At 60.9% G+C, this 24,799-nt stretch carries 18 protein-coding genes and 8 pseudogenes; 20 read left to right on the plus strand and 6 right to left on the minus strand.

What is annotated here, in order from left to right; genetic code table 11:
* Positions 1-12 precede the first annotated feature (12 nt).
* Positions 13-3,169 (minus strand): annotated as a pseudogene (locus OMP38_RS22840) (transglycosylase domain-containing protein).
* Positions 3,170-3,397: 228 nt separating this feature from the next.
* Between OMP38_RS22840 and OMP38_RS22845 the strand changes: the two are divergent.
* Together OMP38_RS22845 and OMP38_RS22850 are read left to right on the plus strand one after the other, a co-directional pair.
* Entirely contained in the window at positions 3,398-3,898 is a 501-nt protein-coding gene (locus OMP38_RS22845; protein WP_277567159.1) for an NfeD family membrane protein, read from the plus strand.
* A gap of 40 nt (positions 3,899-3,938) precedes the next feature.
* Positions 3,939-5,478 (plus strand): annotated as a pseudogene (locus tag OMP38_RS22850) (flotillin family protein).
* Positions 5,479-5,697: 219 nt separating this feature from the next.
* On the opposite strand, the gene rpsD reads toward OMP38_RS22850, so the two are convergent.
* On the minus strand, positions 5,698-6,297 hold the full coding sequence (gene rpsD, locus OMP38_RS22855) for a 30S ribosomal protein S4 (protein ID WP_277567160.1): 600 nt from the start codon (positions 6,295-6,297) through the stop codon (positions 5,698-5,700).
* A gap of 387 nt (positions 6,298-6,684) precedes the next feature.
* Here rpsD and OMP38_RS22860 point away from each other — a divergent pair, with 387 nt between their 5' ends.
* The 7 genes from OMP38_RS22860 (at position 6,685) to OMP38_RS22890 (ending at position 11,444) form a co-directional block, all read left to right on the plus strand.
* Positions 6,685-7,377 carry a hypothetical protein gene (locus tag OMP38_RS22860; RefSeq protein WP_277567161.1) on the plus strand — a complete coding sequence of 231 codons (693 nt, stop codon included), beginning with the start codon at positions 6,685-6,687 and terminating at the stop codon, positions 7,375-7,377.
* A complete protein-coding gene (locus OMP38_RS22865; RefSeq protein WP_277567162.1) occupies positions 7,322-8,665 on the plus strand; it encodes a GGDEF domain-containing protein in 1,344 nt (447 codons plus the stop codon). Before OMP38_RS22860 ends, OMP38_RS22865 begins: the two co-directional genes overlap by 56 nt.
* Positions 8,666-8,799: 134 nt before the next feature.
* Positions 8,800-9,915 carry an aminopeptidase gene (locus OMP38_RS22870; protein WP_277567163.1) on the plus strand — a complete coding sequence of 372 codons (1,116 nt, stop codon included), beginning with the start codon at positions 8,800-8,802 and terminating at the stop codon, positions 9,913-9,915.
* An 83-nt stretch (positions 9,916-9,998) separates the two neighbouring features.
* Positions 9,999-10,238 (plus strand): HPr family phosphocarrier protein, encoded by a 240-nt coding sequence (locus OMP38_RS22875; RefSeq protein WP_271749424.1) that lies wholly within the window; start codon positions 9,999-10,001, stop codon positions 10,236-10,238.
* A gap of 144 nt (positions 10,239-10,382) precedes the next feature.
* Positions 10,383-10,670, plus strand: coding sequence for a DedA family protein (locus OMP38_RS22880; RefSeq protein ID WP_277567164.1), 288 nt, complete (start codon positions 10,383-10,385; stop codon positions 10,668-10,670).
* The gene (locus OMP38_RS22885) at positions 10,576-10,986 is read left to right on the plus strand and encodes a DedA family protein (protein ID WP_277567165.1); all 411 of its coding nucleotides are present in this window, start codon (positions 10,576-10,578) and stop codon (positions 10,984-10,986) included. Before OMP38_RS22880 ends, OMP38_RS22885 begins: the two co-directional genes overlap by 95 nt.
* 158 nt (positions 10,987-11,144) lie before the next feature.
* Positions 11,145-11,444 carry an Fpa/YlaN family protein gene (locus OMP38_RS22890; RefSeq protein ID WP_277567166.1) on the plus strand — a complete coding sequence of 100 codons (300 nt, stop codon included), beginning with the start codon at positions 11,145-11,147 and terminating at the stop codon, positions 11,442-11,444.
* Positions 11,445-11,520: 76 nt separating this feature from the next.
* Here the strand turns inward: OMP38_RS22890 and cax are convergent.
* Positions 11,521-12,580 (minus strand): annotated as a pseudogene (gene cax, locus OMP38_RS22895) (calcium/proton exchanger).
* 152 nt (positions 12,581-12,732) lie between these two features.
* Between cax and OMP38_RS22900 the strand changes: the two are divergent.
* The gene (locus tag OMP38_RS22900; protein WP_277567628.1) at positions 12,733-13,125 is read left to right on the plus strand and encodes an Asp23/Gls24 family envelope stress response protein; all 393 of its coding nucleotides are present in this window, start codon (positions 12,733-12,735) and stop codon (positions 13,123-13,125) included.
* A 69-nt stretch (positions 13,126-13,194) separates the two neighbouring features.
* Here the strand turns inward: OMP38_RS22900 and ftsW are convergent.
* Both ftsW and OMP38_RS22910 read right to left on the minus strand, forming a co-directional pair.
* Positions 13,195-14,368, minus strand: a pseudogene (ftsW, locus tag OMP38_RS22905) (putative lipid II flippase FtsW); the annotation flags it as partial.
* A 19-nt stretch (positions 14,369-14,387) separates the two neighbouring features.
* Positions 14,388-14,732, minus strand: coding sequence for a YugN family protein (locus OMP38_RS22910; protein ID WP_090115382.1), 345 nt, complete (start codon positions 14,730-14,732; stop codon positions 14,388-14,390).
* Between the two features lie 299 nt (positions 14,733-15,031).
* Here OMP38_RS22910 and OMP38_RS34995 point away from each other — a divergent pair.
* The 9 genes and pseudogenes from OMP38_RS34995 to OMP38_RS22950 all read left to right on the plus strand — a co-directional run.
* Positions 15,032-15,202: pseudogene (locus OMP38_RS34995) on the plus strand (amidohydrolase); the annotation flags it as partial.
* Between the two features lie 112 nt (positions 15,203-15,314).
* Complete coding sequence (locus OMP38_RS22915; protein WP_338130613.1) at positions 15,315-16,103, plus strand: amidohydrolase; 789 nt, start codon at positions 15,315-15,317, stop codon at positions 16,101-16,103.
* Between the two features lie 213 nt (positions 16,104-16,316).
* Positions 16,317-18,073 (plus strand): annotated as a pseudogene (locus tag OMP38_RS22920) (DNA repair helicase XPB).
* Positions 18,070-19,941 carry a hypothetical protein gene (locus OMP38_RS22925; RefSeq protein ID WP_277567167.1) on the plus strand — a complete coding sequence of 624 codons (1,872 nt, stop codon included), beginning with the start codon at positions 18,070-18,072 and terminating at the stop codon, positions 19,939-19,941. The pseudogene OMP38_RS22920 and the gene OMP38_RS22925 overlap by 4 nt, the downstream one beginning before the upstream one ends.
* Before the next feature lie 76 nt (positions 19,942-20,017).
* Complete coding sequence (locus OMP38_RS22930) at positions 20,018-20,506, plus strand: YlbF/YmcA family competence regulator (RefSeq protein ID WP_277567629.1); 489 nt, start codon at positions 20,018-20,020, stop codon at positions 20,504-20,506.
* 43 nt (positions 20,507-20,549) lie between these two features.
* Positions 20,550-20,813, plus strand: a complete 264-nt coding sequence (locus tag OMP38_RS22935; protein WP_277567168.1) for a YlbG family protein — start codon at positions 20,550-20,552, stop codon at positions 20,811-20,813.
* Positions 20,814-21,035: 222 nt separating this feature from the next.
* Positions 21,036-21,475, plus strand: a pseudogene (locus tag OMP38_RS22940) (hypothetical protein).
* A 606-nt stretch (positions 21,476-22,081) separates the two neighbouring features.
* Positions 22,082-22,606, plus strand: a complete 525-nt coding sequence (locus OMP38_RS35000) for a LysR substrate-binding domain-containing protein (RefSeq protein ID WP_338130614.1) — start codon at positions 22,082-22,084, stop codon at positions 22,604-22,606.
* Positions 22,603-23,502: a PHP domain-containing protein gene (locus tag OMP38_RS22950; RefSeq protein WP_277567169.1), complete on the plus strand. Its 900-nt coding sequence runs from the start codon at positions 22,603-22,605 to the stop codon at positions 23,500-23,502. Before OMP38_RS35000 ends, OMP38_RS22950 begins: the two co-directional genes overlap by 4 nt.
* On the opposite strand, the gene OMP38_RS22955 is transcribed toward OMP38_RS22950, so the two are convergent.
* Positions 23,426-24,322, minus strand: a complete 897-nt coding sequence (locus OMP38_RS22955) for a helix-turn-helix transcriptional regulator (RefSeq protein WP_277567170.1) — start codon at positions 24,320-24,322, stop codon at positions 23,426-23,428. The two genes, OMP38_RS22950 and OMP38_RS22955, sit on opposite strands and share 77 nt — an antisense overlap.
* A 279-nt stretch (positions 24,323-24,601) precedes the next feature.
* Here OMP38_RS22955 and OMP38_RS22960 point away from each other — a divergent pair.
* Positions 24,602-24,790, plus strand: a pseudogene (locus tag OMP38_RS22960) (hypothetical protein); the annotation flags it as partial.
* Positions 24,791-24,799 lie beyond the last annotated feature (9 nt).

Here is a 24,799-nt window from a genome sequence, read left to right on the forward strand (position 1 = left end):
ATTTGCAGAAGGTCAGCTATTTTTGACCTCTACGGATGGCGAGGCATCGGAGGCGCCGGTATCGTTGACGGCTCGCACGCGATACCACCCGGCCGTGTTAGTGCCGGACACCTCGTATTGGGTCGACTGCGTTGACTCGACGCGCCGGTAATTGCCTTGCTCGCTGGCGCTGTACCACACCTCGTAGCGCGTGACTTTATCGCTGTCGGGATTGGCGTTCCAGCTGAGCAAAGCGCCGCCGGCCGAAGGCTGAGCGGCGAGACCGCTCGGCGCGGACGGCGCTGCAGGCGCAGGAGGCTGCGCCTGACCGGGATCGTTCGACGGCGCGCCGCCGTCCGTGACCGGATCGGTCTGGCCGCCGGCGTCTCCGCCGCCCATCGGCGGGAATTCTTGATCAGGTGGCGCGGTATCGCCGCCTCCGTCGCTTCCGTCGCCTCCGGAAGAAGCGGATTCGCTGCGTCTGGATTCGTTGCCTGCCACGTCGACGGCCGTGACTGCATACCGGACGCTGCCGGAGGACGAATAATCGATGAAACGGGTATCTTCGCCCGTCAGCACGGAGTTGCCGGTCTTAACGTACGAGCCGCCGTTTACCGAACGGTAGAGACGGTAGCCGACGACGTCCGCTTGCGGACTTTTGGTGAAGGAGATGCGCGCTTTGCCGCCGCCGAGCTGTTCGACTGCGATATTGCCCGGCGCGCTCGGCGCCGAGCCGTCGTCGACGCGCGGATCCGGCTTCGACGGCGCGCCGCCGGACGCATCCTTCGGCAAATAATAGGACAGCGGCTTCCGGCTTGAAGCCGGAACCTTGTCGAGCGCGGCCTTCAGCTCCTCGATGAGCTCGTCGAGCGGCTTCTCCCGCTTCGTCATGACCGATTCGCGGAGCATGTCTTCCGGCGTCTCCGGCGAAGGTATATAGTTCACGCCGTTGTAGGAGATGTACTTGACGGCGACGAGCGCGTCGTCTTCCTCCGTCGGAATGTACTTTTTGTTGAAAATATCCGTTACGAGCTTGCCCGCGGACCGGGTCAGCTCGGTCGGCAGCTTGCCGCTGACGCTGGATACCGTCATCGAGACGATGCCGTCCGGCTTTTCGAATGCTTTGGTCGGGAAAAGCTCGGGCCTGGCTTCGGTCACTTCGTTCATGACCTTGGTCCAAATCTCTCTGGCGCGCGCATGTCCGTCGGTGGAGAGCGTGTTAACCGACTTTTCGTAGCCGGCCCAGACACCGAGTGTAATATCCGGCGTGAAGCCCTCGAACCAGACGTCCGCGTAGTTTTGCGTCGTTCCCGTCTTGCCGACGATCGGGATCTTGCCGTAGTTTTTAAAGCCGTTTTTGACCGATTTGGCCGTTCCGTCCGTGACGACCGTACGCAGCATGTCGGTCATCAAGTAGGCGGATTGCTCTGATACGACGCGCTTGGGCGCCGCTTTGTGCTCGTAGATGATGTTGCCGTAAGAATCTTTCATTTTTTCGATCAGGTACGCATCGTTGAATACGCCTTTGTTCGCAATGGCGCCGTACGCGTTGGTCAGCTCCTCGACCGTCACGCCATACTTAAGTCCGCCGATGACGCCGGTCTGCGCATAATCGTCTTCCGGAACGAGCGTCGTGATGCCCAGCTGCCGCGCGAAGTCCCAGGCTCCCTTGATCGTGACCTTGTCGAGGAACACCTTGAGCGCCGGAATATTGAGCGAGTTGTTCAAAGCGTAGCGGGCCGTGACGAGACCCGAATATCGATTGTTCGAATTTTTCGGGATATGCATGCCGGCGCTGCCGTTCTTCAAGATGATCGGCGCGTCGTCCAAAATGCTGGCCGGGCTGATGAGCCCTTTGTCGATCGCCGGCAGATAGGCGCCGATTGGCTTCATGGCCGAACCGGGCTGCCGTTCCATCTGGGTGGCGAAGTTGAGTTGCTCGATGTGGAAGTCGCGGCCTTCGATCATGCCGAGGATCGCGCCCGTTTTATGGTCCAGCATGACGGCGGCCGTTTGCTCGACGCCCTTCGTCTTGCTATCCGGCGAGAAGTTTTTCGGATCCTCCGCGACCGCATGCATCGTATCGTACACTTTTTTATCGATGGTAGTGGTAATCTTGTAGCCTCCGCGCAGGAGTTGCTCGCGCGCGTCTTCGATCAGAGAGGCGTTTTCTTTGTGTTTCAGGTCGTCGATGGTCAGCGTCGGGTTCTGCTGCAGTACGAGCTGCATGGCGGCCTGGCGTTCGACCTCGAGCATCAGATACGGATACGTGTTATAAGCTTTCTCCGTGGGTTTGGCGAGCGAGCTGTAAACGTCGAAGGCGATCGCCTCGTCGTATTGCTGCTGGTCGATTTTGCCGTATTCGAGCATTTTCTGGAGGACGAGCTTCTGTCTCGCCAGCGCCCGCTTGAAGTTGGCTTCGTTAAAGTCGCCTTTGCCCGTAAAGGCGGAATAGGCGGATGGACGCTGCGGCAGCCCGGCCAGATAAGCCGCCTGCGCCAGATTGACCTTGCTCAGGTCTTCGATGCCGAATATTCCCTTGGCGGCGGCCTTGATGCCGTATACTTGATAACCGGACGCGCCGTTGCCGTAAGGGATCTTGTTCAGATAAGCGGTGAGAATCTCTTCTTTGCCGAGAAATCGCTCCAGCCGCAGCGACAGGAAGATCTCCTTGGCTTTGCGGCTTTGCGTCTGGTCGAGGCTCAGGAATACGCGCCGCGCGAGCTGCTGCGTGATCGTGCTGCCGCCGGTCTGAACGTCTTCGTTCAACAGCTGCTGCTTGACGGCACGGAACAACCCGTTGGTGTCGACGCCAACATGATTGTAGAAATTTTTGTCCTCGATGGACAGGACCGAATCGATCATGACCTGGGGGGATCTTGTCGTAGGTGATCGGCTGCCGGTCTTCTTCGGTTCGAAGCTGGCCGATCAACGTTCCGTCGCGGAAATAGACGAAACCGGTTGCATTGTTCTCGTTTATCTTTTCTTCGATTAATGCTCTCGACCTGACGGGATCGTCCTTGACCAGCGCCGCGATGTATCCGCCTACAGCCCCGCCCGCTGCCAGGCCTGCCAGCACCGCAAAGAAGACCAGCCACAATATGGTAAATGAGAACAATTTGGCGGCCATGACCCATGGCGATTGTTTTTTACGTTTCGGCTTCTTGGAAGGCTGCTTGGTATCGCTCATCTTATGTATTCCTCCTTCAACAAAACAGATTTATTATACCACAATAGGCGATTGTTTGACTTCTCGCTTCTCCTTTCGAGCATATTCGCGGACGTTAATAGGACGAGCGCTTCCAATTATTTCTCTGGATGGACAATATCGGGGGGCCTGTCGAGAAACTTTTGGAAATGCTTGTCGTATGTATTACTGTCGACGATAACGGATTTTAACGCAGAAGGAGAGGGAAGCGTGGAGATTTTATTCTGGAGCTGTTTGGCGTTCGGCGTACTTATGGCTTTGGCGACGCTGTTCATCGGCGATCTCGGAGGCGCGTTCGATTTTCTCCCTCACGATCTGTTCGAGCCCGTCGTACTGGCCGGCGGCATCACGATTTTCGGCGGTGCGGGGCTGCTTCTGGCCCGCTACTCGGCGTTTCAGCCCGGCGGCATTTATGCTTGCGCCGCGGCGGCGGCCGCGCTCGGAGGCCTGGCGATGCACTTCGTATACGTGAGACCGATGAAGAACAGCGAAAATTCGGTCGCGTACTCGATTCGGGACTTGGAGGGTAAGCGGGCCGAGGTCATCACGTCCATTCCAGCCGCCGGCTTCGGCGAAGTGCTGGTACGTGTCGGAGCGGGGAACGCCAACCACATCGCGGAGAGCTTCGAGAAAGAGGCGCTCGCGGAAGGAACGAAGGTCGTCGTCGTGCGGGTGAAGGACGACGTGCTCGGCGTATCGCGGCTGGATTAGCAAGTTGAATTCATACTATTGTGCGTAGAGGAGAATGCAAATGGAATCGATTAATGAAGCGCTTTATATCCCGATCGTCGTCGTCGCCGTGCTGCTCGTGCTCGGACTCGCATTTTGGGCGCGGTACAAGACGGTCGCGCCGGACTTGGCCATGATCGTGACCGGTTCGTTCCTCGGCAGCAAAAACGTCTCGGTGGACGAATCGGGCCGCCGGATCAAAATCGTGCGCGGCGGAGGCGCGTTCATTTTACCGATCTTCCAGCAGGCGCAGTTTCTTTCGCTGCTGTCGCACAAGCTCGACGTAAGCACGCCGGAAGTGTACACGGAGCAAGGCGTGCCGGTGCTGACCGACGCGGTCGCGATCATCAAGATCGGCGGCGCGGTGGAGGACGTGGCGACGGCGGCCGAGCAGTTCATGGGCAAGCCGACGGAAGCGCTGCGCAGCGAAGCCCAAGAGGTGCTCGAGGGCCATCTGCGCGCCATACTTGGCACGATGACGGTCGAGGAAGTATACCGTAATCGCGAGCGCTTCGCGCAGGAAGTCCAAGGGCAAGCGGCGCGCGACCTGAAGAAGATGGGCTTGCAAATCGTCTCGTTCACGATCAAGGACGTCCGCGACAAGCACGGCTATCTGGAGGCGCTCGGCAAGCCGCGGATCGCGGCCGTCAAGCGGGACGCGGACATCGCCGAAGCCGAAGCGATCCGCGACTCGCGGATTCAGAAGGCCGCGGCGGAGGAGCAGGGCCAGAAGGCGGAGCTGCTGCGCGATACGAACGTCGCCGAGGCGACGAAGGAAAAGGAATTGAAGGTCGCTTCGTTTAAAAAGGAATCGGACGTGGCGAAGGCCGAAGCGGACCAGGCCTATTCCATCCAGGAAGCGCGTTCGAAGCAGAGCGTCGTCGAGGAGCAGATGCAGGTCGAGATCGTACGCAAGGAGCGGGAGATCGATCTGGAGGGGGAAGGAGATCCTGCGTCGCGAAAAGCAGTATGACGCCGAGGTGAAGAAGAAGGCGGACGCGGACCGCTATGCGGTCGTTCAGGCGGCCGAAGCCGACAAGGCCAGGCAAATTAACGAAGCCGACGCACAGAAGTATCGCATCGAGGCGGAGGCGAAGGCGAACGCCGAGCAGAAGCGGCTGAATGGCTTGGCAGAGGCCGAAGCGGCAAGGGCGAAAGGTACGGCCGATGCCGAAGTCGTGCGGCTGCGCGGTCTGGCCGAAGCCGAAGCGAAGGAAAAGCTCGCGCAAGCGTTCGAGAAGTTCGGAGAGGCGGCCGTGCTCGACATCATCGTGAAGATGCTGCCGGAACTTGCCGGCAAAGTGGCGGAGCCGATCTCTGCGATCGACAAGCTCACCGTCGTCGACACCGGCCATGGCGAAGGGGCAGCGCGCGTCAGCAATTACGTGACGTCGCTCATGGCGACCGCGCCGGAGATGCTGAAGAACGTATCCGGCATCGACATCGGACAGCTCATCCAGCGCCTGACCAAGCCGGGATCGGCTACGTCGACGCGTGCGCCGGCACCCGCGCCGGTCGTTCTGTCGCAGCCAAGCGACGGTTCGCAGGGCTCGAACGCGTAGCCAAGTTTAATCGTACTTTTCCGTCAGTCGATTTGAACGTCAAGCAGCCCGTCCGCGCCAGCGGACGGGCTCGTTGCGTTTGAGTGAATGCCCGAATGATGACTTCGCTTCGCCTTGCGTCCGTCCGCGCTTACCGCGCATGGCGTCTTCCGCTAAGTTCCACGCTAAAAAAAAACGCTCCGGCTGGGCCGGAGCGCATCCTTTGCGATGACAGAACGATTAGCGGCTGTAGAATTCGACGATTTGTTGCTCGTCGATATCTTGGGACAGCTCTTCGCGGCTAGGCAGGCGAACGTACTTGCCTTCCATAGCGGCTTGGTTGAAGTCCAGGTAGCCGGCGATGTGGTGACGGGAATCCGAAGCTTCCTTGATCGCCTTCAGGCCGCGGCTGCGCTCGCGAAGACCGATGATGTCGCCTACTTGTACCGTGTACGAAGCGATGTCGACCTTCTTGCCGTTGACGGTCACGTGACCGTGCGACACGAGTTGGCGCGCGCCTGCGCGGGAGTTGGACCAGCCGAGGCGGTAGACCAGGTTGTCCAGGCGGCTCTCAAGCAGGAACATGAAGTTTTCGCCCGATTTGCCCTTCAGCTTGGAAGCGCGGTCGAACAGGTTGCGGAATTGCTTTTCGTTCAGGCCGTACATATGGCGAAGCTTTTGCTTTTCGAGCAATTGCTGGCCGTAGCCGCTGATCTTGCGGCGTTGGTTCGCGCCGTGCTGCCCCGGAGGGAACGCGCGCTTAAGGTCTTTGCCGGTTCCGCTCAGGGAAATGCCGAGGCGGCGGCTCAGTTTAAATTTAGGACCGGTATATCTGGACATGAATGTGTGACTCCTTTTTCAAAAGGGAATTTTTGAAAATGGGTTGTCGTTGCGCCGAACGCATTCCATAAAGTCGAGATGGATCTACCATTCTTCTTCCCGGCAAGAAGTTCAGCCGCTGCCCGCCGAGGGAACCGTTCGTGAGGGTGACACAAACAATGAGCCCAATGTTCAACTATAGATATTATAAGAAAAACTAGGCGAATGTCAAGGTCCGCAAGCTTACAGCTGGACAACTTAAATGGGGCTTGCTTTTTTCGGAAAATAAGTAAGATATATAAGTGTCGAGACGCAAGACACAAGTCCCGATATTTGCTCGCTTTCTAGTGCAAAAATCACGAGTCCATTGTATAGTTAATAATAGAAGCGCGGCGAGGAGGGTCCGGGATGGTTCAGCCAAGGGAAAATTTAGACTCGGTTCGACATCCTCGTGCGGCTACAGGGCTGAGGCGCGCTGCGGATGACCTGCCGTCTTGGATAGCGGGACAGGATCTAACGGAAGCCGATCTTCCTTACATACATTTGCTGTTGGAAACAAGCTTCGACGATTGGATCGAGCAGAGCGAGGGATTTCCGTGGCTGTCCGGATGGCCGATCGTGCTGCTTCATCCCGATTATACCGAAGTCGCCGTCTCGGGGGCAGCTGCGAATGAAGGGCTGCCGGTCTCGTGGCGTCGCGAATCGACGGGTCCGACCGCGGCAGGTATGGCGCTCGAATCGTGCAGGCCCGCCCTCATGCGCGCGGAGGAGCACGAGCATCCTGCGCTAAGGAGCCGGGACACGTTGGCCGTCCCGATCTTCAGCCGCTCGACCGGGTTCGTGTTCGCGGCGATCGTATGCTCGGCGCCGGCCGGCGCGGCGGGCGCGGGGGGAGCTCAAGCTGCTGCAGGCTGCGGCCCTTCATTTCAAGAGCTGCCTGTACCGGCGCTTCGAGCATCTGTTCGTCGAAGACCAGCTGCATGCGGCAACCCAAGCGAGCCGAGAGGACCGGCGCAAGGACCGGCTGTTGGAGATCATGCGGCGAATGAACGACCACATCGACGTGGAAAACGTACTGGCCGAAGTGTTCAGCAGCCTTGAACAGATGTATCCGACCTGCAGGACGAATCTCTTTTTGTCCCAGGATTACAGCAGCATCAACGAGCGCGTGCAGCCGCTCGCTTTTCATCACCAGGACATGGATTTGTGCTGGAGAGCGTTCATGGACGGCGAACGGCGCGAGGACGGCGCGGGCGAGTTTCGCCGAATCGCTTTTCCGCTCGCGGGCAAGCAAGGCGTATATGGCGTGCTGCAGCTCGATCTGGCGGGCGAGCCGTTCGACGATCTCGACCTCCGCTTCGTCTCGACGCTTACGAGCGGGGCGGGGACGGCCTTCGAGAAGGCGCGGATGCACGAGCAGGCGAACGTGCTGATCGGCGAGCTGCGCCTCATCAACGAGCTGACGCAGCGTCTTAACAGCAGTTTGCGGCTGTCCGACACGATTCAGTTCGCGACGTCCGAGCTGATGACGATCTTTAACGCGGATTTCTGCTTTATTTTGCAGCTCGACATGCAGTCGAATCATTTCAACGTCATCTCTTCCAACGTGCCCGAACTGAACAACGACGTTTTTACGATCGATTACGGTTTTTGCGGCGTCATGCTGGCGACCAAGGAGCCGATCATCCTGTCGGATTATCACTCGGCGACGCCCGTGAGATCCAGACTGATTGAATCGACGCGCTCGCGTTCGCTCATCGCGTCGCCGCTGCTGCTGAACGGCGAAGTGATCGGCGCGATCATGGTCACGCACCGGCAGCCGAACCATTTTTCCTACGAAAATTACAAGCTGCTTCAGGTGCTGTCCGCGCATATCGGGCTCGCGGTGTCGAATTCGTCGCTGCACGCGGAGGTACGCCGGATGGTCATCACGGACAACCTGACGGGACTGTATGCGCGTCACTACTTGAACGAGCGGATTCAGCGCAAGCAGGAGAAGGATGCATCCGGCTCGCTCATCGTCGTCGATATCGACCATTTCAAAAAAATCAACGACACTTACGGCCACCAAGTCGGCGACGCCATTCTCATCCAAGTCAGCTCCATCATCCGCAGCGCGATCCGGGAGAGCGATATCGCGGCGCGTTGGGGCGGCGAGGAGCTCGCCATTTACTTGCCGCAGCTGAGTCTCGAGCAGACGCTCAAGGTGGCCGGGCGGATCCGCAGCCGCGTGGAGGAAGAGACCGCGCCTAAGGTCACGGTGTCGTGCGGCGTGTCCGAGTGGTCGTCGGGCGACGAACGGATCAGCGTCGAATCGCTGTTTTACCGCGCGGACATGGCGCTGTACGAAGCCAAGCATCAGGGCCGCAACTGCGTAATGGTCGGCTGAACGCGATGCTTTGCCGAGGACAAGGGAGGGGTGACTCCGCTTGTCCTTTTTTTGCGTGGCGGGATTTTTGATTACGATACCCGTGGTGGTACAATGTTTACACGCACAAGACTAGACAATCGGAGGTCATATCGATGCGCGACCCGCGTATTCAACAATTGGCGGCCAACCTGGCCGGATATTCCGTTAACGTGCAGCCGGGCGAACATGTGCTGATCGAGATGATCGGACCGGAGCGCGAGCTGCTCAAGGCGCTCGTCGAGGAGGTCGCGAAGCGGGGCGGGTATCCGCACGTGGAGATCGAGGATCGCTCCGTCACGCGCGAGCTGCTGCGCCATGCGCGTCCCGAGATGGTCGAGACGTGGGCCGCTTACGAGATGGACCGGATGAAGCGCATGCAGGGCTATATAGGCATCCGTTCCGGTGACAACGTGAACGAGCTGTCCGACGTCCCGAAGGATAAAATGGCGCTTTTCGACAGCGTGCACCGTCATCCGATCCATCTGGAGCAGCGCGTCAAGCATACGAAGTGGGTCGTGCTCCGCTATCCGAACGCCTCCATGGCGCAGCTGTCGGGACGTTCCACCGAAGCTTTCGAAGATTTTTATTTCGACGTCTGCAATCTGGACTACGCCAAAATGGACAGGGCGATGGACCCGCTCCACGAACTGATGAAGAAGACCGACAAGGTACGGATTACGGGGCCAGGCACCGAGCTGACTTTCTCGATCCGAGGCATCGGCGCGAAAAAATGCGCCGGCGCCCGCAATATACCGGACGGCGAGGTGTACTCGTGTCCGATTCGAGATTCGGTGAACGGCACGATCGCCTACAATACGCCAAGCGTATATAACGGATTCGCTTATGAAAATATCACGTTTACGTTCAAAAACGGAAAAATCGTAAAAGCGGCTGCGAACGACGAAGAGCGGATCAACGCGCTGCTCGACACCGACGAAGGCGCCCGATATATCGGCGAGTTCAGCCTGGGCTTCAATCCGTACATCCTTCACCCGATGAAGGACACGCTGTTCGACGAGAAAATCGCGGGCAGCCTGCACTTCACGCCCGGCCAGGCTTACGAGGATTGCGACAACGGCAATCGCTCGGCCATCCATTGGGATCTCGTCCTCATCCAACGTCCCGAATACGGCGGCGGAGAGATCTATTTCGACGACGTCCTGATACGCAAAGACGGACTGTTCGTCCTGCCCGAGCTGGAAGGATTAAATCCGGACAACCTGAAATGAAGCGTTTACCCCTTGCCACCGTTCCGCGATACAGAGTATGATGGGTAATGAAATCGTGAACCCTAATTCTTGGAGGGATTGCCTTGACTAACAACGCTGCAATCGTGGAATTGTCACAAACTGCGAACAAGTTCCGTTCTTCGATCGTTCTTCAAGCCGACAACAAGTACATCGACGTGAAAAGCATCCTGGGCCTGTTCACCACGCTTGTGGGCGGACATGCTTATGAGCTTCACGTTCACGGTCCCGATGCGGACGAGGCGAAGAAGGAGCTCGGCGAAGTGTTCGCCAAGCACAGCCTGAACGTCACGATCGTAGACTGACGCCTGCGGGCGTACGGTGCCAGGCATTGCCCATATCGGCTTCCCCCGTCCATTCGGACGGGGTGTTTGTCTTCAGGGGACCTTGCGCATTCGCGATACATATCCGGGCACCGCGCTGCCCTCACCAGGAGATGCAGAAGATCCATGACCGATTCATTGCTTGGGCTCGTATTCGAATACGGCTACGTCGGATTGTTTCTTGCGATGGCGCTCGGCTTGATCGGCATCCCGGTGCCCGACGAAGCGCTGCTGACCGCGGCGGGTTATTTGATGGCGCAAGGGCATCTGAAGCTCGGCTTCACGATGCTGGCGGCGATCACGGGGGAGCTTGACCGGAATGTCGCTGAGCTATTTGCTCGGCAGATGGCTCGGACGCCCGCTGCTGACGAAGTTCGGGCCGCTGCTGCGCCTGACGCCGGACAAGCTCGCTAGGCACGAGGAGCGTTTTGCCAAATGGGGGCATGTCCTCGTACTCGTCGGTTACTTCGTGCCGGGCGTTCGGCATATGACGGCTTTGTTCATCGGTCTCGGCAAGCATCCGTTCAGACCGTTCCTGTTCTACGCTTCGCTGGGCGCGCTCGCCTGGACGAGTATGTTCGAGCTGCTCGGCGTGCTCCTCGGGGAACACTGGCGGGAGAGCGCGTTGTTCGTTCAGCGCGAAGCGGTGATGGCGTTTCTGCTGATCGTCGGCATGGGCGGAGCGCTGCTTCTTCTTCGGCGTTATTCGATCCGGCGAAATAGCGGGTGAGGCGGTTATGCGCTCGCGCTTGCCGCCTTCTTTCTCGTTCCTGTCCTTGTGCTTGGGCCGCTTTTCGTCTAATATGAATAGTGAAGCATTATATCGCGTACAAGAGGCGGCTCTGCCGTATGAATTGAATCGGCATGATGGGCACAGGGGGAGTGGGAATGGCTTCATCGGATGTCATGTTGAATCTGAACGAGAAGGCGCTTCGCCTCCTGCAGGACGACGCCGGCAAGATCGAGAAACTGATCGCCATCCAAATGGAGAACCTGGCCACCCGCAAATGCCCGCTCTATGAAGAAGTGCTGGACACTCAGATGTACGGCTTTTCTCGGGCGGTCGACTTTGCGGTACGGGCGGGTCTCGTAGAAGAAGCGGAAGGCAAGCAATTGATCAGTCAATTGGAGCGCAACCTGGCTCTGTTATACGAAGCGTTGGCACAGAAGGCGGAGCTCGAGGCCTGACTCTCCCGCGCAAAAAAAAAAGACCTTTGCTTGCGGCCAGCAGCCGCGAGCGAAGGTCTTTTCTTCCTCTTTGCGCTTAGATAAAGTAGAAAGCGACGCCGAGCATGATGTAGACGAGAAGCAGCAGCTTGCCCTCGTACCAGGTCGTGGAGCCGTCGCGGGATACCGAGGTCGTGATCAGCGCCGCCACGGCGATCGCCGCGATCTCGACGGTGGTAAAGATCAAGTCCATCTGCTCCGTGAACAGCAAGCTGACGAAGACAAGGACGGGAGCGACGAACAAGGCGATCTGCAGGCTGCTGCCTACCGCGATCTCCACGGCGGCGCCCATCTTGTTTTTCATGGCGAGCATGATCGCCGCGCTGTGCTCGGCCGCGTTGCCGATGATGGCGACGATGAACGCGCCGACGAACAGTTCGGACATGCCGTAATCGGCAGTGAACGTATGAAGCGTGCCGACCAGCCATTCGCTCACGAAGGCGACCATCACGGTGGCGACGACCAGGAACAGGATGGAACGGCTCTTGGACCAGGTAGGGACTTCGCCGTGATCGGCCTGCGTGTCCGCGTGGTCCTCCAAAAAAGCTTTTGTGCGTGATCATCGAATAGATCAGCCATCCGACATAAGCGACGATGAGCAGCCCGGACACGATCTCGCTCATCCTGAACGCGTCGGTGTCGCCGATATGCTCGGTCTTGACGAAGATCGCGGGGACGAACAGCGCGATCACGCCGAGCAGCATCAGCGAAGCGTTTTGCCCCGCCAAGTGGACGTTGAACTTTTGCTCCTTGAACTTAAGCCCGCCGGCGAACGCGCTGGCGCCCAGGACGAGCAGCAGGTTGCCGATGATGGAGCCGGTCAGGCTTGCCTTCACCATTTCGAACAGGCCTTCCTTGACGAGGAAGATGGCGATGATGAGCTCCGCCGCATTGCCGAAGGTGGCGTTCAGAAATCCCCCGAGCCGCTGCCCTGCATAGTGGGAGACGGCCTCGGTCGACTTGCCGAGGAATCCGGCGACGAACACGACCGCAATCGCCGATACGACGAACTGGAACACCGTGTTCATGTGCGCGTAATGCGCAATGGCGCTCAGCACGAAAAAAACGGCCAAGAGCGGGAAAAACAGCTTTTTCAACCTTGAACACCTCGAGTCGGAAAAATATGTATCGAACCGGCATTTCTTAATATATCCAATGCGGCCCTTCTTGTACAATACCCAATTGGTTGCACGCATCCTCATCTTCCATTACAATGTAGTCAATATCTTAACGGGAGCGTGGTCCGCGGATGACGGAACAAATGCAGGAAGGCCTCATACGAATCTCCGACGACGTCGTCGCGACGATCGCCGGCCTGGCCGCGCTGGAGACGCCCGGCGTCGCCGCAATGTCCGGCGGGATGTCCGAGGGCCTGGCTAAGCGCCTGAGCGGCAAAAACGCGCAGAAGGGCGTATCCGTCGAAGTCGGCCAGCTGGAAGCCGCCATCGATCTGCGTATCGTCGTGCTCTACGGCAGTCCGATTCAGGAAGTCGGCCGCCGCCTTCAGGAGAACGTGCGCGAAGCCGTCGAGAATATGACGGGCCTTCGCGTCGTCGAAGTGAACGTCAAGGTCGAAGGCGTCGCCTTCAAGGACGAAGCCGGCACAGAACAAGAGGAGGCGCTCACCGTTCGGGTCAAGTGAACGCGGCGCATACATAAAGGCGACAAAAATAACCGCAACAAAAAAAGCGCATTGCTGCTCATACGTGCAGCGACGCGCTTTTTTTGCGGGTTCCGGGCGTTGGACGCCGACCCGGTTGTATTCTCTGGAGATGCTGAGCAGAATGCCCATCCCGATCATTAACGACAATAGCGAAGAGCCTCCGTAGCTGATGAACGGCAGCGTGACTCCCGTCATCGGAATCGCGTTGCTGACGCCGCCCATGTTGATCAGCGCCTGAATGCCGATGAGCGATACGAGGCCGATGCCCACGAGCGTACCGTAAATGTCGGGGCAGCGCAGCGAGACGATCAGCGCGCGCCAGAGGAACAGCATGTAAAAAAAGTAAAAACAGCGTCACGCCGAAAAAGCCGAGCTCTTCCGCGATGACCGAAAAAATAAAGTCGTTGTACGCCTCCGGCAAGTAAAACAGCTTCTGAACGCTGTTGCCGAGACCGGCGCCCCAGAAGCCGCCGTGCCCGAACGCCTCGAGCGAGCGAAGCAGCTGCAGGCCGTTGCCTTGCGGATCCGAGAACGGATCGCGATAGGCGGTGATCCGCTCCATCCGATAACCGCCGTCATGGCCGGTAGCGAGGAAGTAGATGCTGAGCACGAGCGCGGCCAATCCGCCAAGGACGGCGGCGGACAACAGCACTTGCTTCAGGTTGGCGCCGCCCGCGATGATGATGATCGCCGCCGTGAGCATCAGGATGACGCTTGAGCCGAAGTCGGGCTGCAAGATGATCAGTCCGACGATAAAGCCGACGACGATCATGACGGGAAGCAGGCCCCGTTTGAATTCGCGGAACTTGTCCTGCTTTTTCGTGATGATCGCCGCCAGGTATAGGATCACGGCGAGCTTGGCAAGCTCCGTGGGCTGGATGCCGAGGCCCGCGAAGCGGATCCAGCTGCTCGCGCCGTTGATCGCCGAGAAAAACGGCACCATGATGAGCAGCATGATCGTGAACAGCATAAGCGGCAGAAAGAGCTTCTTGAACTTGGCGTACGGCACGTTCATGATGACGAGCATCAGAAACGTGCCGAGTCCCGCCCAAGCGAACTGGCGCTTGGTAAAGTACAACGCGTCGTTGCCGAACTTCTCCGTTGCCCCCGCCATGCTGGAGCTCGCGCTGAAAACCATGACCAGACCGAAACCGACCAGCGCCAGCGTCAAAATCATCAGCAGAAAGTCGGGCGCGCCCCGCGAGCCTTCGGAGGTCTTCATGGTCTGTCGCTCCGGAAGGTCAAGCGAGCAGCTGTCTGAGCTCGTTCAGGCGCAGGGTAGCGGTGTTGAGGATCGGCTGAGGTACCGGCGATTCGTACTCCATGCCGTGCGGAAACGTGGCGCGTCCGATATAGACCGCCTCGATCGCCAGGATCGCGTCCGGATTTTCCAGCCGGCCTTCGACCGCGCGCGTGCTGAAGCGCAGGAAGTAGTCGCTGTTCGTGCCTGCATCGGTAAGCTTCAGATCGTATGTAGCGCGCGTATATTCCCACTGCCAGCGGATGAAGCCCACTTTTTCGGCCGACTCGTCCAACGTGGCCAGATCAACTTGCGTTCCGTTCAATCCGGTATTTTCGATTAACATCCCAAGTTCCTCCTTTAAAAAATGCGGCAAGGCTTCTTTCCACCCTCCATCATAGACGGTTTGGACACCTTCTGCAAGCGTTCTTCCGCGCTGCCGCGGGCGCCGGAACGGTTCGGCGCCGTGTCGGATCGGGCGACGATCTGTTACAATAAGAAACAATGAAGAGCCATGGAGAGGAGACGGACGCTATGGGCATCGAAGAACAACAATTACTGTCGCTGCATGGGCAAGCCGTCGAATGGCGCAGGCATCTGCACAAGCATCCCGAGCTGTCGTTCAAGGAAACGAACACCGCGGCGATGATCGCCGATCTGCTCGAAGCGTGGGGGCTTGACGTCAGGCGCGGCGTATCGGGTACGGGCGTCGTCGCGAGGCTGAAAGGCGCGCTGCCTGGCAGGACCGTCGCCCTGCGCGCCGACATCGACGCGCTGCCGATCCAGGACGCCAAGGACGTCGCGTACGCGTCCCAAGTGCCGGGGGTCATGCACGCCTGCGGACATGACGGACATACGGCGCAGTTGCTCGCCGCGGCCAAATATTATGCGGACCGTCAAAAGGAAACGGCGGGGACGCGCGTCTTTTTTGTTCCAGCCCGGCGAAGAAGTGCTTCCCGGCGGCGCGGTCGGCATGATCGCGGACGGCGCGCTGGACGGGGTGGACGTCGTTTACGGCATTCATCTGTGGACCCCGCTGCCGGTCGGCACGATCGCGACCCGGCCGGGTCCGCTCATGGCCGAACCGGACGAGTTCGAGATCGAGATACGCGGCCGCGGCGGCCACGGCGGATTGCCCCACGAAGCGAAGGACGCGCTGGTCGCGGGCGCCCATCTCGTCGTGGCCCTGCAGACTGTCGTCTCGCGCAGCGTCGACCCGCTGGAGGCGGCGGTGCTATCGATCGGTCAATTCCAGGCCGGCACTGCGCGCAATGTCATCGCGGACAGCTGCAAGCTGAGCGGCACCGTGCGGAGCTTCGATCCGCGCGTGCGCGAGCTCGTGCGAAGCCGGATGGAAGACATCATTCGGCATGCCTGCGGACTTCACGGCGTCGATTATACGTTCGAATTTTACGAAGGCTATCCGCCGGTCGTCAACGATCCGCATGAAGCGGCGCGTGTCCTTCGCGTCGCGGCGCAGGCGCATGCCGAAGGCGAGGTGCGCGAGTGCGAACGCATTATGGCCGGCGAAGACTTTTCCTATTATTTGAAGGAAAGGCCGGGCTGCTTCTTTTTCGTCGGCGCAGGCCGCGAGGACGGATCGTCCGCGCCGCATCACCATCCGGGCTTCGACATCGACGAGCGCGCGCTGCGGCATGCCATCAACCTGCTGATCGCGGTGGCGGACGATGCCGCGGCGGATGTACAGCAAGCGTAGCGCATGCAGGCAGGCAGACGGATCGCCTGTATAGACGAATGCGTAAAGTCGAGGCGGGTCAACCGTCGTCGGGACAAACAGGCTGCTCTTTCTTCGCGCTAAGCGAATGGGGCGGCTTGTTTTTGCGTTCGGGTTGAGCGGGAGCTGCATGGATCAGCGCTTATAAACACGAGGTTCGGGGCATCCTTGGTATAAAAAGGAGGCGACCGCCCTATGACGCTGTCACGCACGACCGCCGCGCCGATCATCGCCCAATCGGACGGCACGCTGCTGCTGGACGATCGGCTGCCGGGGTTCGGCGAAGCGCAGGCGCTGCTGCGCGCGATCGCGGAGCTTCGGAAGCGCCCCGGCCATCTGCATACTTACCGCATCACGCCCGTCACCGTCTGGAACGCGGCCGCTTCCGGCTGGACCGCCCCGCGCGCCCTTGGCATCTTGCGCGCCCTGTCCAGATACGGCGTGCCGGCACCGCTGGAGCGGGATCTCGCCGCGCAGTTCGCCAAGTACGGCAAGCTGCGCCTCGGCGTTCAAGACGGCGAGCTACGTCTGCTGGCGAAGGACCCCGCGCTGCTCGCGACAGTTGCCGCCCTGAAGGGGGGTGTCCGGCTGGATGCGACTGTCCGAGGACGGCGGTTACGCGGTCGTTCGTCCCGATGCCCGAGGCTGGCTCAAGCGCGAACTGGCGCTGGCCGGCTACCCGGTCATCGACGATGCCGGTTATCGAAGCGGGGGAGCCGCTGCCGCTGGCGCTGCGTAGCTCCGGCGGATTGACCGGACTGCGCGACTATCAGCAAGCGGCCGTGGACGCGCTGCTTGGCGGGGAAGGCGAAGCCGCCCGAGCAGCGACTGCCGAATCGACCGCTCCGGCCGCCGCGGGCGGCAGCGGGGTCGTCGTGCTGCCCTGCGGCGCCGGCAAGACGTGGGTAGGCATCGGCGCGATCGCACGTCTCGGCTGCGAGACGCTCATTCTGACGCCGAACACGGTGTCGGTCACCCAGTGGATCCGCGAACTGCGCCGCGCGACAACGCTGGGGGACGATCAGATCGGCGCCTATACCGGGGACCGCAAGGAGGTGCGGCCCGTGACGGTCGCCACCTACCAGGTGCTGTCCAGCCGCGGCGGCGAGCGCGGGACTAACGCGCATTGGCCGTTGTTCCAAGACCGCAACTGGGGGCTCATTATTTACGACGAGGTGCATTTGCTGCCGGCTCCGGTGTTTCGCCTGACCGCCGAGCTGCAGGCGACGCGGAGGCTCGGGCTGACCGCGACGCTCGTGCGCGAGGACGGCCGGGAGGGGGACGTGTTCGCGCTCGTCGGGCCGAAGGCATACGAGGCGCCGTGGAAAAGCCTGGAGGAGGCCGGCTGGATCGCCGAAGCCTCCTGCAGCGAAGTGCGCGTGCCGCTGGAGCCGGACTGCGCCGAGCGGTATGCGGACGCCCCCGCGCGCGCCCGCAGCCGGATCGCGGGCGAAAATCCGCGCAAGGCCGAGGTCGTCCGCGCGCTGCTGGCACGCCACGAGGGCGAGCAGGCGCTCGTGATCGGCCAATATCTCGACCAGCTCCGCCGCGTGTCCCGGGAGCTCGGGCTGCCGCTCGTGACCGGCGATATGCCGCACGGCGAGCGGCAAGCGCTGTTCGACCGCTTCAACCGGGGCGAGCTGCGCGCGCTGGCGCTGTCGAAGGTCGCGAACTTCGCGGTCGACCTGCCGGACGCCGCCGTGGCCGTTCAAATCTCCGGCAGCTTCGGATCCCGGCAGGAGGAAGCGCAGCGCCTCGGGCGCATCCTGCGGCCCAAGGCGGACGGGGGCGGCGCTTCGTTCTACTCGCTCGTCAGCGAACACACGGACGAAGTGGAGTACGCCCGCCGAAGGCAGCGATTTCTCGTCCAGCAGGGCTACCGCTACGAGGTGCGGCGCTGGACGGAAGACGGGAGCGCGGCGGATCGGCCGGCTGCGGAGAGCTCGCGATGAAGACGCGGGACATCGTCGCCGAGCTGCCCAAGGGAGCGCTGGCTTGGCTGAGGGAAGGCCCATGGACGGCCGGTAGGCTTGCCCATGGGAGAAGCCTCGCGGAAGCGCTGGCCGATCCGTCCCGCGCGGCCGAGTGGGCCGAGGCGGCGCCGCCGCTCGCGCGGGACACGCTCGCGCTGATCGTCCAACGCTTCGGTCCCGCGCCGTTCCCGGAGGAAAAGCTTGCGCCGGAAGGCGGCAGGCCGCCGTTCGGCTGGACGGGGGCGGAGCTCCGGCTCGCCGTCCAGTTGCTTCGGCGCGACGGCATCGTATTCGCGTTGGACCGTCCGTGGGGAGACAGGCTGCTCCTCGTGCCCGCGGACATGTGCGCGGTATGGCGCAGGCTGCTGCTCCCGCTGCGCGTAACGCCGCTGCCCGAAGGGGCGTGGATGGACAGCTGCGATGCCGCCGCTTCGCCGCTGTCCCATGAGCTGGTCGCCGCATGGTCGGCGATCCGAAGGTCAGGCCTGACGCTCACGGCCAAGGGAGCGCCTCGCAAGCAGGATGCCGCCAAGCTTGCGGCCGCCATGCGCCTTGCGTCCGAGGACATCCCGCCGCTTACCGTTCCGCCGGCATGGGAAGCGCTCCCCGCATCCGCAGTTCTGGCGCTCCTCCTGGGCCGCTCGATCGGCATGCTGAAACGGCGCGGACAGGCGATCGCGGCGGAGCCGGACAAGGCCGCAGAGGCTTGGCTCGCGCTGCCTGCCGCCGAAGCGGAGCTTCGCCTGCTCGAGCAAGCTGCGGACAGTCTGCTTGCGGCCGGAGCGCCCGGCGCCTGGCTGGCCGCGGAATCGCTGCGCGATCTGGCGCCGATGCGCTGGTATTTGGCTGCGGACATCGCGAAGGCGCTGCCGACGAAGGAGGCCGCCGGGGCTGCCGAAGCCTGGATCCGGTTCCTTCGCGCAGCCGGGTGGATGGAGACGGGGAGCGGCGCGGAAGGCGCTGCCCTGCGTTGGATCATCGAGCCGAATCCCGGGCGACTGATGGCGTCGGCGGACGGCTACGACCGCTACGAGCTTATGCCCGATCTCGAGGCGATCGTGCCGCCGGAGGTGCCGCCCGGCGCCAGATGGGAGCTCGAGTTGTTGGCGCGCCGCCTGTCGGAGGACGTCGTGGCCGTCTATCGGATCGATGCGGGCGCTTGCCGCCGGGCGCAAGCGGACGGGACGAGCCTCGAACAGGCACGCTCCGCGCTGGAGCGCGGCTCGGGCGCGCCGCTTCCCGGCGCCGTCGACATCGCGCTGCGAGACTGGTTTCACGCAGCGCCCGCGAACTCGGCTGGGCAGCCGGCACGGCCTTCTGAAACGCCGCCGCCGGATAAATCGCCGCTTCGGGTACTGAGCGTGGAGCGGCCGATTGTACGGCGTGACGAAAGCCATGACGAGGCGACCCACGGCGATTTCTTCGGGTGCGCCGATGCGGCCGCGCGTATAGACGGAGCAGGTCCAGCCAGGTCCTGGGATGCGAAGGCGCCGATCCTATCCCGCAGGCTTTATCCCGGCGCGGATGGCGTCCCGCCCGGCTGGCTGCGGCAGCCGGCTGCTTATCATGCATCGACGCGCAAAGAGATCGTGGAGCGGGCGATCGGCTGGCGCGCCGGATTGCGGCTGAGCAAGGACGGCGCCTGGATAGATTTTGTGCCGGAGCGCGTCGTGCCTGACGAGCATGGCGGCTGGCGCGTCCGGGGCCGGCCCTTCGTCCGGGAGGCCGGCAGCGGCAAGCCTGTGCTCGCCGAAAACCCGGTCGACCTCGAAGCCTTAGAGATCGGTACGCTCATGATCTCGCTTCCGGAAGCGGAGCATGCCGAGATCTACCGGCCGATCACTTGACCCCCTCGATGCGAATATGTGATATGATAGACTATGTATCCCAAGCGCATAAGGGGCAGGTGGTTAAGTCTTGACCATGGTTAAATCCCTCCCTGCGGCGGAGGCGTCCGTCGGCTATTCGCCGGATCCCGCGGCCGACCTTACGGCGATCGCGGCACGCGCCTTCGAGCTGGGAGATCTGATAAAGCACTCCGCTTTGACGGAGAATTACGTATACTGGAAGCGCTCCGTGGAGCGCAGCGGCGAAGCGCAGCTTCGGATCCGCGAGTTTCTCAAGGCCAAGGACAAGTTCAGCGAGTGCGAGCGGTTCGGTCATTTTCACCCGGATTACAACGAGGCGCTGGACCAAGTTTACGCGGCCGAGGCGAAGCTCGAGGAGATCGAGGCGGTCCGCCGCTTCAAGGAAGCGGAGCGCGCGGTCGACCTGCTGCTCCACGAAGTATCGCTGCTGATCGCGCATTCGGTGTCCGAGTCGATCAAGGTGCCGGACAACGATCCGAACCCCAAGGCGTCGGGCTGCGGCAGCGGCGGCAGCTGCTCATGCGGCAGCGGAGGCTGCGGATAATACGAACGCCGGCTTGGGCCGGCCTGCGGAACGGAGGAGCTTCATGTTCGCCGAACGGATCGGCTACATCGTATGGTTCAGCGATTGGAAGGCGGCGCGCGCGCTGGACAAGTACGGCAGCCTGCATTATATGTCTCGCAAGATGAATTACGCCGTCCTCTACATGGACGCGGAAACCTCGGAGGACACGGTGCGCAATCTGCAGCGGTTGCCTTACGTCCGCAAGATCGAGCGCTCCTACCGGGGCGAGATCAAGACCGAGTATGAGAGCAACGTGCCGGACAAGACCCGGTTCTACGGGCTCTAAGCGAGTGGCAAGCGATTGGAGCGCCGCGCCGGCGACCGGGCCGGCGCTCTTTTTTTTATAGTCAAAAAAGAGGTCTGGACATTAAAAAAAATGTAAAGTATGGAATCTATTTTTTTTAATGTTGAATGTACGGGAATATTTGCGATAGAATGTATATATATGCCTAATATCTCAAACCCTTTATAGGTCTTTTGGCTCATTCGAGCGAGGGAGGGAAGTCCCGTGAAAGACAAGCAAACGGAGCGTTGGAGCACGTACGAGCCTTTTTTTCGTTGAGCTTGGGGATAAAAAAAGTCGCGGACATCATCATTACGAATCATGCTCGCGTTCGTTGGACGGACCGCGTCGAATCCGAAAAGACGGGCTTTTCCGATATCGCCGAATTTTTGTGGCAGTGTCTGAAAGAGGGGCGCGTCGTATCGTATTACCGCAACGAAGAGGACGTCTACACGATCGACGACGACCTCGTGTTCGTGGCGGAGTTCGCCGTCTCCGAAAAGGAAGTCGACTTGATCGGCAATCCGCTCCACAAGATGATCGTCGTGACCTTTCTCGGCAGAATGTCGGAGACGATGGAGCTGCGGGATCTGAAGACGTACTATTCCTGGCTGCGGCATTCGCGCCGCATGACGCTGATCAAAAACAATCGCAAACGTCGCTAAATCTATTCATATGAAGGCATGCCGCGAGGCATGCTTTTTTTTTGCACTTCTTTCTTTGCGCGTCTTTTTTGCACGTCTTTTTTTGCATGTCTTTTTTTGCATGTCTTTAATTGCATCCTTTTGGCTGGCTTTTTGCATGACTGAAGCGATTGGCCAAAGCGGCGAAGATCGCCGCGGCCGATTATGTTATAATGCATTCAAATGTCCGGAAGGCGGGAATTCGAAAATTATGGCGTTGAACGTGCATCAACTCCACACCTTTTACGCGGTGGCCGAGAGGGGGGAGCTTTTCCGCCGCCGCACAGACGCTGCACATGACGCAGCCCGCGGTGACGATGCAGATTCAGGCGCTCGAGGAGCGGTTCGGGGCGAAGCTGTTCCGAAGGTCCGCCAAGAAGCTCGAGCTGACCGATGCCGGGCGCGCCCTCCTGCCCCAAGCGCGCAAGGCGATGGAGCTGATGCGGGAGACGGACGAGGTTATGGCCGTCCACGCCGAACAGCTCAAGGGCCGGCTTAAGTTCGCCGCCAGCCTGACGATCGGCGAATACGTGCTGCCGCGCCTGCTCGCGCCTTTTTTTGAAAAAATACCCGGATTTGTCGCTAAGCATGCGCATCATCAATACGTCCGAGATTATCGAGGAGATCGAAAATCACGGCCTTGCCTTCGGACTGGTCGAAGGACGCGCGGAAGGCCCGGGTTTGATCGCCGAGCCGGTCATGAACGACGAGCTCGTGCTTGTCGTGCCCGCGGGGCACCCGTTCGCCGCCCGCAGCGAGGTCGAGCTCGAAGAAGTGCTGAAGGAGCCGATGGTGCTGCGGGAGACGGGATCGGGCACGCGGCAGGTCATGGAGGAGGAGCTCCTCCGGCACGGCGCGCAGCCTTCGGACCTGCGGGTCGTGAGCGACTTCGGGAGCACCGGCGCCGTGAAGTCGGCCGTCGAGGCCGGCCTGGGGCTGTCCTTCGTCTCGGTATGGACGATCCGGCACGAGGCCGCGCTCTCGCTGCTCGCGCCGGTTAAAATCCGGGGCGTATCGTTCCGCAGGCAGTTTTACGCGGTTCGCCAGCAATCGTCCGACCTGCCGATCGCAGGCGCGTCGCTGCTAGATTACTTAAGGGGGATTCAAGCTTGAAGAGAGCGGACCTGCATACGCATACGACCGCGTCGGACGGTCTTCACAAGCCTTCCGAAAACGTCCGCATGGCAGCGGAGGCGGGCCTCTCCGCCATCGGCATCACCGATCACGATACGGTGGCCGGCCTGAACGAAGCCAGACAAGCCGCTAAGACATACGGCATCGAGGTCGTGCCCGGCGTCGAGATCAGCACGGCGCAGGACGGCCAGGACATCCACATTCTCGGTTATTACGCGGACGACCGCGATCGGGTATTCCTGGCGCGGCTCGCTTCGCAGCGGCGCGTGCGCGATTCGCGCAACGAGCTGATCGTGGCGAAGTTGAACGAGCTGGGCGTGAGCCTCTCCTGGGAGACGGTGCTCGACGCGGCGGGACGGGACCGAGGGCCGGACGAGACGGTCGGCCGGCCGCATATCGCCGAAGCGATGGTCAGGATCGGGGCGGTAGGCTCCCTGCAGGAGGCGTTCGACCGGTACCTGGCCGAGGGCAAGCCGGCTTATGTCCTGCCGCCGCGGATCGCGCCGGCCGAAGCGATCGCCTGGATTCACGAGGCCGGCGGGGCCGCCGTCGTCGCCCATCCCGGGCTGTACGGCGCGGACGAAGCCGTCGAGTCGCTGCTGCGAGACGGCTTCGCGGACGGCGTCGAGGCATATCATTCGGACCATACGGCCGAAGACGAGCGTCGCTATGCGGCGATGGCGGAGCGGTACGGCGTCATCGCGACAGGCGGTTCCGATTTTCACGGCGAGCGCAAGGGTCGGGTGTATCACGGTCCGATCGGCTGGCGATCGGCCGGTGCGGACGTCGTGCACGCGCTCAGGGAGCGGGCGAAGGATCGGCGGGCGGCGCGCCTGTCGGACTCGCCGGCCGGCGGCGGTATTGCATCGGACTGACGCCGTAGTAGGCGCCGAAATGCCGCGTAAAAGGATGAATCGACGGGTAGCCGAGCTTGTCCGCGACGGCGGTGATCGTAAGGTCGCTTTCGCGGAGCAGAATCGCCGCCCTGCGCATCCGCAGGCGGTGCTGGTAGGCTTTGGGCGTGAAGCCCGTCTCCCGAAGGAACAGCTCGTGAAAATAGGTGCGGCTAAGACCGCACATCTCCCACCATTCGCCGACGCTCTCTCGCCGGCCGGGATTGTGCTCGAGCCGCTCGAGCAGCTTCACGATCCGGTAGTCGCTCGGCCTCCGCGTATGGCGCGCGTTAAACCAATTCAGCATCCACGCATACATCATGCTGTTCAGAATCTCGCTGCGATAGTAGCGGGATTCTTCGTATACCCGGACGATCCGAAGCAGCTCCTCGTAGAGCTGCGGGTCGTCCTGGAGCGACGATACGCCGGGGAGGGCGTCCAACTCCGCGCACGGGCAAGCGACGGAGACGGCGCCAAGCTTAAAGGGCTCGGGCGCGTAAATGAAAATGCGGTTCAGCGAAACGGGGTTTTTAGCGTCCCAAAGGTCGAAGTACAAATTAAAAGAGGAAAGCGGCCGCTCGGGCGAGATATGGAATGCGTGAGGCTGGCCAGGACGCAAGAAGACGAGCGCCCGCTTGTCCAACGGATACCGTACGTCCTCGATCTCCATTTCCCCGCCGCCCTCCGGGAACAAGTGCATCGCGTACACGCTGCATACCCGGAGCCCTTCATTCGCGCTTCCGTCGTAGACGTATGGCATCAGATCGCCCAGATAAGGCGTCATATCGGATAGGCTTTTCATATCGGGACCTCCTCACAAACAAGAAAATGACCGGATGAATCGTCAAATAAGTGGATGCGCTAACAAATACGAAACGCTCCTCTCATGGTACGATATCGATGACGATATGAAAAGCGTTCGTTCTGATATGCGGACGATCAAACAAATAGGATCGCAACGGAGCCGCCGGCGGAAGCGATAGAATTCTTGAAGGGTGAATGGACGATGAGCGAAACGAAGCTATGGTACGACAAGGGCGCGGACGGCTGGAAGCAGGGACTGCCGCTCGGCAACGGGAAAATGGGAGCCGTCATTTACGGAGACGAGGCGCGCGAGGTTTGGAGCTTGACGGAAGTAACTTATTGGTCGGGCAAGCCGGAGGAAACGCCGTTCGCGCCGCGTGACAAATCGGATCTTGAAACGCTTAAAAGCCACTTCTGGAACGGCGATTTTGCGGCCGGCGAGGATCGTGCCGCGGCGCTGCTGCAATCGGAAAAG

The organism is Cohnella ginsengisoli (assembly GCF_029525555.1).
Lineage (GTDB): Bacteria > Bacillota > Bacilli > Paenibacillales > Paenibacillaceae > Cohnella > Cohnella ginsengisoli.

Coding starts and splice junctions, on each gene's coding strand:
- rpsD (WP_277567160.1), bottom strand. CDS start 6,297: ATGTCCAGATATACCGGTCCTAAATTTAAACTGAGCCGCCGCCTCGGC.
- OMP38_RS22860 (WP_277567161.1), top strand. CDS start 6,685: ATGGTTCAGCCAAGGGAAAATTTAGACTCGGTTCGACATCCTCGTGCG.
- OMP38_RS22865 (WP_277567162.1), top strand. CDS start 7,322: ATGAACGACCACATCGACGTGGAAAACGTACTGGCCGAAGTGTTCAGC.
- OMP38_RS22870 (WP_277567163.1), top strand. CDS start 8,800: ATGCGCGACCCGCGTATTCAACAATTGGCGGCCAACCTGGCCGGATAT.
- OMP38_RS22880 (WP_277567164.1), top strand. CDS start 10,383: ATGACCGATTCATTGCTTGGGCTCGTATTCGAATACGGCTACGTCGGA.
- OMP38_RS22885 (WP_277567165.1), top strand. CDS start 10,576: ATGTCGCTGAGCTATTTGCTCGGCAGATGGCTCGGACGCCCGCTGCTG.
- OMP38_RS22890 (WP_277567166.1), top strand. CDS start 11,145: ATGGCTTCATCGGATGTCATGTTGAATCTGAACGAGAAGGCGCTTCGC.
- OMP38_RS22900 (WP_277567628.1), top strand. CDS start 12,733: ATGACGGAACAAATGCAGGAAGGCCTCATACGAATCTCCGACGACGTC.
- OMP38_RS22910 (WP_090115382.1), bottom strand. CDS start 14,732: ATGTTAATCGAAAATACCGGATTGAACGGAACGCAAGTTGATCTGGCC.
- OMP38_RS22925 (WP_277567167.1), top strand. CDS start 18,070: ATGAAGACGCGGGACATCGTCGCCGAGCTGCCCAAGGGAGCGCTGGCT.
- OMP38_RS22930 (WP_277567629.1), top strand. CDS start 20,018: ATGGTTAAATCCCTCCCTGCGGCGGAGGCGTCCGTCGGCTATTCGCCG.
- OMP38_RS22935 (WP_277567168.1), top strand. CDS start 20,550: ATGTTCGCCGAACGGATCGGCTACATCGTATGGTTCAGCGATTGGAAG.
- OMP38_RS35000 (WP_338130614.1), top strand. CDS start 22,082: ATGCGCATCATCAATACGTCCGAGATTATCGAGGAGATCGAAAATCAC.
- OMP38_RS22955 (WP_277567170.1), bottom strand. CDS start 24,322: ATGAAAAGCCTATCCGATATGACGCCTTATCTGGGCGATCTGATGCCA.